General features: G+C 31.2%; 5 protein-coding genes. All 5 read left to right on the plus strand.

The window, feature by feature from the left end:
* Window positions 1-15 precede the first annotated feature (15 nt).
* On the plus strand, window positions 16-138 hold the full coding sequence (locus QVA17_RS12710; RefSeq protein WP_442911573.1) for a hypothetical protein: 123 nt from the start codon (window positions 16-18) through the stop codon (window positions 136-138).
* A gap of 15 nt (window positions 139-153) precedes the next feature.
* Window positions 154-1,680 carry a GIY-YIG nuclease family protein gene (locus QVA17_RS11995; RefSeq protein WP_287389191.1) on the plus strand — a complete coding sequence of 509 codons (1,527 nt, stop codon included), beginning with the start codon at window positions 154-156 and terminating at the stop codon, window positions 1,678-1,680.
* A gap of 79 nt (window positions 1,681-1,759) precedes the next feature.
* A complete protein-coding gene (locus tag QVA17_RS12000; protein WP_287389193.1) occupies window positions 1,760-5,116 on the plus strand; it encodes a DEAD/DEAH box helicase family protein in 3,357 nt (1,118 codons plus the stop codon).
* A gap of 58 nt (window positions 5,117-5,174) precedes the next feature.
* Complete coding sequence (locus QVA17_RS12005; protein ID WP_330635217.1) at window positions 5,175-5,336, plus strand: MazG-like family protein; 162 nt, start codon at window positions 5,175-5,177, stop codon at window positions 5,334-5,336.
* Between the two features lie 197 nt (window positions 5,337-5,533).
* Window positions 5,534-6,092, plus strand: a 559-nt coding sequence (locus tag QVA17_RS12010; protein WP_287389195.1) for a Swt1 family HEPN domain-containing protein, incomplete at its 3' end; no start/stop codon positions are given.

A 6,092-nucleotide genomic window follows, 5' to 3' on the forward strand; every position in this document is an offset into this window, starting at 1 on the left:
GCAACACGCGAAGCTATTACTAAGCAGCAAATAGAAGATTTGCAGTTAATAGTTCCACCACTTGACTTACAAAAACAATTTATGGACTTTGTCAAACAAGTCGACAAATCAAAATTTATCAGAAACAATATGGTATAAAACAAAGGAGGTCATATGAAGCATAGAAGATATACAAGTGAACAAATAGAAGCATTAAAACTTTATTATCCTAATTCTGATTACGACTCCTTAGAAAAATACTTTCCTAATAAAACAAAAAGAAATATTAAAGGAATCGCAAGGTACTATGGAATAAAATCCAATAATCCTGGTCATAGAAAAGATTTAACAGGTCAGAAATTTGGAAGATTAACAGCTCTAGAAATAAATCATGTTACAGAGAAACATGTAGTTTATTGGAAATGTTTGTGCGAATGTGGAAATATAAATATTGTAAGTACAAAATGTCTTAATAAAGGTAATACAAAAAGTTGTGGTTGCTTAAATAGAGAGAAAAGAGGTAAGTGGAACGAAAAAAATTATGTAGGAAAAAGATTTGGTATGTTAATAGCAATTGAGAGACTTCCTAATTATGAAGGAAGAAAAAAGACATACTATAAATGTTTATGTGATTGTGGTAATGAAAAAATTGCATCGGGTAGTTCATTAGTAACAGGAACAACAAAAACTTGCGGCTGTATATCAAACAATAGGAAAAAGTTTAATGAAATATTTGAAAAAAATTTAGATGAAGCGTCGGCAATTTATCAAATATATAAACATACTGTGCCAAATGGTAAGATGTATATAGGTATAACAAGGCAGGAAAATAAACGACGATGGCAAAATGGAAAAGGTTATAAAACTCAGAAAAAGTTTTGGAGAGCAATTCAAAAGTATGGGTGGAAAAATATTAAACATGAAGTACTTGAATCTAATTTAACAGAAAAAGAGGCAAGTGAAAAAGAAAAAATATATATCGAACAATACAAAACGACAAATTCTAAATATGGATATAATGTATCTATTGGAGGGGGAGTAGGTAGAAGTTTGGTTAAACCAATTATGCAGTATTATAATGATGAACCGGTGAATTTTTTTGAAAGCTATACACAAGCAGCTAAATTGTTGAATGTATCATTATCAACTGTAAAGAATTATGTCAAAGGTAGTTATATGATAGAAGGGTATAGATTTGATAATATGCCTGAAATTCATTTATATGATATTGATAAATCTTTATATGATATAAGATCTAAAGAACATTTAAATATAGGTGAATTAATGGTAGACAGAAGAAGAAAGAATACAATAAAAAGAAATAAAGAAATGTCTAAAGCTATTTGCAAATATGATATGGATGGACATTTTATATGCAGATATGAAAGTCAAGAAGATGCAAGAAAAGAAGGAGGTTTAAGTGCTTTAAATGCAGCTTTAAAAAAAAGAGGGAAGAGCATGAGCGCTGGAGGATTTCAATGGAGATATGATAATGGCGATTATAGTGATATTGAGCCTTTACATGTTAATGGACGAGCAGTTTTTCAAGTAGATATTGGTACAAATGAAATTATCGCAAAATATTATTCTTTAGCAGAAGCTGAACGTGCCACAGGGATTAGTAGTATACAAATAGGAAAAACATGTAGACATGAACATAAAACAGCTGGTGGATATAAATGGAGATATTGCGAAGAGTAGTAAAAAACTTCAATTATGTGTTATAATTAATTTAATCTAGGTTTTTAGGCCTTGGTATCGTTGATTTTAGGAGGAATATATGGTTACTAACTTTGATTACTTGAAAACTGAATCAAAATTTTCTTCTTTTGCAGGAGTGGCAATTAAAGCGGAGAGATATATTTTATTTGATCCACAGACAAGCATGGTGACAAGCAGAAGGGCTATGGAATTTGCTGTTAAGTGGATGTATTCAGTAGACAATGATTTAGAGAGACCATATGAAGATACATTATATAACTTAATGAATGCTGCTGATTTTAGAGAATTAGTTGGTTCTGATATATTGGAGAGAATGAATTATATTAGAAAAAATGGTAACTCAGTAGCACATAATAGTAGAGCTTCGCTTTTCGATGAGGCGATGCTTTGTCTTGAAAATCTATTTATTTTCTTGGATTTTGTTGCTTGTTGTTATGCAGATAATTATGAGAATCGTGAATTTGATAAAAACATAATTTTAAATAGAAAGAAGCAGGCTCAGGAAAAGAAAGAAAAAGCTGAGCAGATTTTAGCTGAACTTGAAAAAGAGAAAGAAAAAAATGCTAAGCAAGAATTAGATTTAGAAAGATTAATTCGTGAAAATGCAGCATTAAAGGAACAGTTATCAGCTAAACGTGAGGAAAATATAACTAATTATGTACCTAAGCCATTAGAGGCAACAGAGTATGAAACACGAAAGCTTTATATCGATGCAATGCTTCGTGATGCTGGATGGATTGAGGGTAAGAATTGGGTTAATGAATATAGACTCGAGGGTATGCCTAATAAGTCAAATGTTGGATTTGCTGACTATGTTTTATTTGATGATAGACATTGCCCATTGGCGGTAGTAGAAGCAAAGAAAACTTGCGTGGATGTATCTGCAGGACGTAAACAGGCTAATTTATATGCTGATTTATTAGAAAAGAAGTCTGGTAGAAGACCGGTAATTTTCTTAACTAATGGTTTTGAAACAAGAATTATAGATGGACAGTATCAGGAACGAAGAGTAGCAGAAGTATACTCTAAAAGAGATCTTGAGAAGTTATTTAATTTAAGACATCTGAAGGAGAGTCTTAAAGATGTAGAGATTAATAAGAAGATTGCTGGACGTTATTATCAGGAAGCTGCAATCAAGGCAGTTTGTGAGACATTTGATGAGAAGAATCGAAGAAAAGCATTGCTTGTAATGGCTACTGGTTCTGGTAAAACAAGAACTGTAGTTGAGTTGTGTAATATATTATTACATAAGGGTTGGATAAAAAATATTTTATTCTTAACGGATAGAACTCAGCTTGCAAAACAGGCTAAGAGAAGTTTTGGAGAATTTTTGCAAGATCTTTCAACAACAAATCTTTCTGAGGAGAAGGATAATTATAGTGCCCATTGTGTATTTTCAACTTATCAAACAATGATAAAGTGTATAGATGAAGTTAAGGATGATGAAGGTCGTTTATTTACAAGTGGTCATTTTGACTTGATTATTTGTGATGAAGCCCATCGTTCTATTTATAATAAATACCAAGATATTTTTAACTATTTTGATTCTTTATTAGTGGGCTTAACAGCTACACCTAAGGATGAAATTGATAAAAACACTTATGATGTTTTTGAATTAGCTAGTGGTTTACCAACTTATGGATATGATTTGGCTCAGGCTGTAGAAGATGGTTTCTTAGTGGATTATATGTATGTAGAGTCTAAGTTGAAATTTATTGAGAATGGAATTGTTTATGATGACTTATCTGATGAAGATAAGGAGCAGTATGAGGAAACATTTGCATCAGAAGATGGTTTATTGCCTAATGTAATAGACTCTAATCAATTAAATACATGGGTCTTTAATGAGGATACAATTAAAAAAGTACTTCACACTCTTATGGAAAATGGCATTAAGGTGGATTATGGTCAAAAGATTGGTAAAACAATTATTTTTGCTAAGAACCATAAACATGCAGAGAAAATTTTGAAAATTTTTAATAAGGAATATCCTCATTTAGTTGGATATGCAGATGTTATAGATAATAAGATTAATTACGCAGGTAAATTGATAGATGATTTTTCAGATCCTATGAAATTACCTCAGATAGCTATTTCTGTTGATATGCTTGATACAGGCGTTGATGTTCCTGAAATTCTTAATCTTGTTTTCTTTAAGAAGGTTATGAGTAAGTGTAAGTTCTGGCAGATGATAGGACGAGGAACTAGATTATGTCCTGGTTTACTTGATGGTGAGGATAAGAATAAGTTTTATATCTTTGATTTTTGCGGTAATTTTGAGTTCTTTAAAATGAACAAGGGTAAGGAAAGCAAAAATACAATGGCTATCCAGGGGTCAATTTTTGGATATGAGTTTGAAATTGTGTATAAATTGCAGGATAAAGAGTTTCAAACAGAAAGATTGATACAGTATAGAAACGAGCTTATTAAGGATATGACAGAGAAAGTTCGCAAGTTAAAACGTGATAATTTTGCTGTAAAACAACATGTTAAGTATGTTGATTTGTACTCAAACGAGGATAATTATCAGAACCTAACATTTGAAGACACTAAAATAGTTAGGGAGGAACTTGCTCCATTAATTATTCCAGAGGAAGGCGAAGAAGCTTCTGCAGTACGTTTTGATGCTTTAATGTATGGTTTAGAATTAGCATACTTAATGGGAAGAAAATATACAAGAGCACGTTCTGATCTTTTTAAGAAGGTAGAAAGTGTATCTAATGTATCCAATATTGCTGAGATTCAAGCTCAATCTGAGTTTATTCAGACCTTACTTCATACACCATATATTGAAAATGCTGGGGTTGAGGATTTTGAGGAAATTAGAGAGCGTATTAGAGGCCTTTTAAAATATGTTAGAAAACAAAAAAGAAGAGAATACGACACTAATTTTGATGATGAGATTATGTCAATGGATTGGAAAGAATCAGAATTAGAGACAGACATTTTAAAAGATTATAAAAAGAATGCAGAGTATTATATTCGTAAGCATCAGGACAATGAAACAATTGCTAAGCTAAAAACGAATAAACCATTAAATCCAGATGATATTAGGAACTTAGAGAATATCTTATGGAAAGAAGTTGGTACTAAGGAAGATTATGAGCATGAGTATGGCCAAAAACCGCTTGGTGAACTTGTTCGTGAGATTATTGGTTTAGATATGTCTGCGGCTAAAGAAGCATTTGCTAAATACTTAAATGATACAAGTCTTAATAGTAGACAGATTTATTTCGTAAATCAGATTGTTGAGTATATAGTGCACAATGGTATGCTAAAGGACTTTTCTGTTTTACAAGAATCACCATTTTCAGATCAAGGTAGCATATCAGAAGTTTTTGATGATGTTAACATATGGTTTGGAATAAAGATGGTAATTGATAGAATCAATGCTAATGCAGAAGTTGCAGTATAAAGTAAAAATTAGATGTATGGAGACTTACATTAGTTTTAGCTAGTGTAAGTCTTTTTATGTGAAAGAAGAACTTGCAGACGTACTTATATGTAGCCAGCAGTTACTAGATAAGTTAGGACTTGATGCAGATGAAATTGTAAATATGAAGATGTCACAGAACGAAGCTAAATATCCAGTTGAGAAAGCTAAGGGGAAGGCTTTGAAGTATGACCAACTTTAAAAGACAAATATAGTTTAAGAACCATTTGCTATGTAGTAGATGGTTCTTTTTGTTTGCGCGCCATGGGCGCGCTCTAACGGGTGGAAAGTTCCGAACAGGTGGTGTCAGAAAGACTTTGTCAACTATTGATTAATACATATTAATGTGAGATTATTAATATATATTATATCGTGACAATAATAAAAGGAGAAACTCTAATGGATGACTCTTATATTATAGGAAAAATGAATTCGTTTATGCATATACTATCTGATCATCTTTGTAGCTGGTTATATAGGAAATTACCTGCGCTTTCTGATGATTGGTGGGATGAATTGGTATATGGCAATCTTTCATATTTACAACAACAACAAATAACAAATAATAATATTTTAGAACTGAGAGAATTAGATCTAGCAGCTCTTCTTAGGGTATTCTATAGAAATTGGTATATCATAACTAGTAAGTATTATATTAAAGACGAAGTTAGATCTAGTGTAAAAGAAATGATGGAAGTGCGTAATGAATGGGCACATATTACATCAAGTAAAATAACTAAGGATAAAGTTGAAAATGATGTTAATTTAATAATAGATTTAATTCATATATTTGATGGAAAATTGAAAGATACGAGAGAATTAAGTAGGTTTTTAATAGATATAGAAGATGATAATGAATTAAAACAGTATGAAGAGAAAGACGAAAGTAGTGATATAGATAATATTAATGTAAGTGACAAGTCTATTAAGAATAATAGTATTGTTTCATTAGTTAGTA

Source organism: Lachnospira sp. (assembly GCF_016290755.1).
In the GTDB taxonomy this organism is placed as follows: domain Bacteria; phylum Bacillota; class Clostridia; order Lachnospirales; family Lachnospiraceae; genus Lachnospira; species Lachnospira multipara.

Bases quoted from the DNA above. Each gene is read 5' to 3' on its own strand.
- QVA17_RS11995 (WP_287389191.1), top strand. From the start codon at position 154: ATGAAGCATAGAAGATATACAAGTGAACAAATAGAAGCATTAAAACTT.
- QVA17_RS12000 (WP_287389193.1), top strand. From the start codon at position 1,760: ATGGTTACTAACTTTGATTACTTGAAAACTGAATCAAAATTTTCTTCT.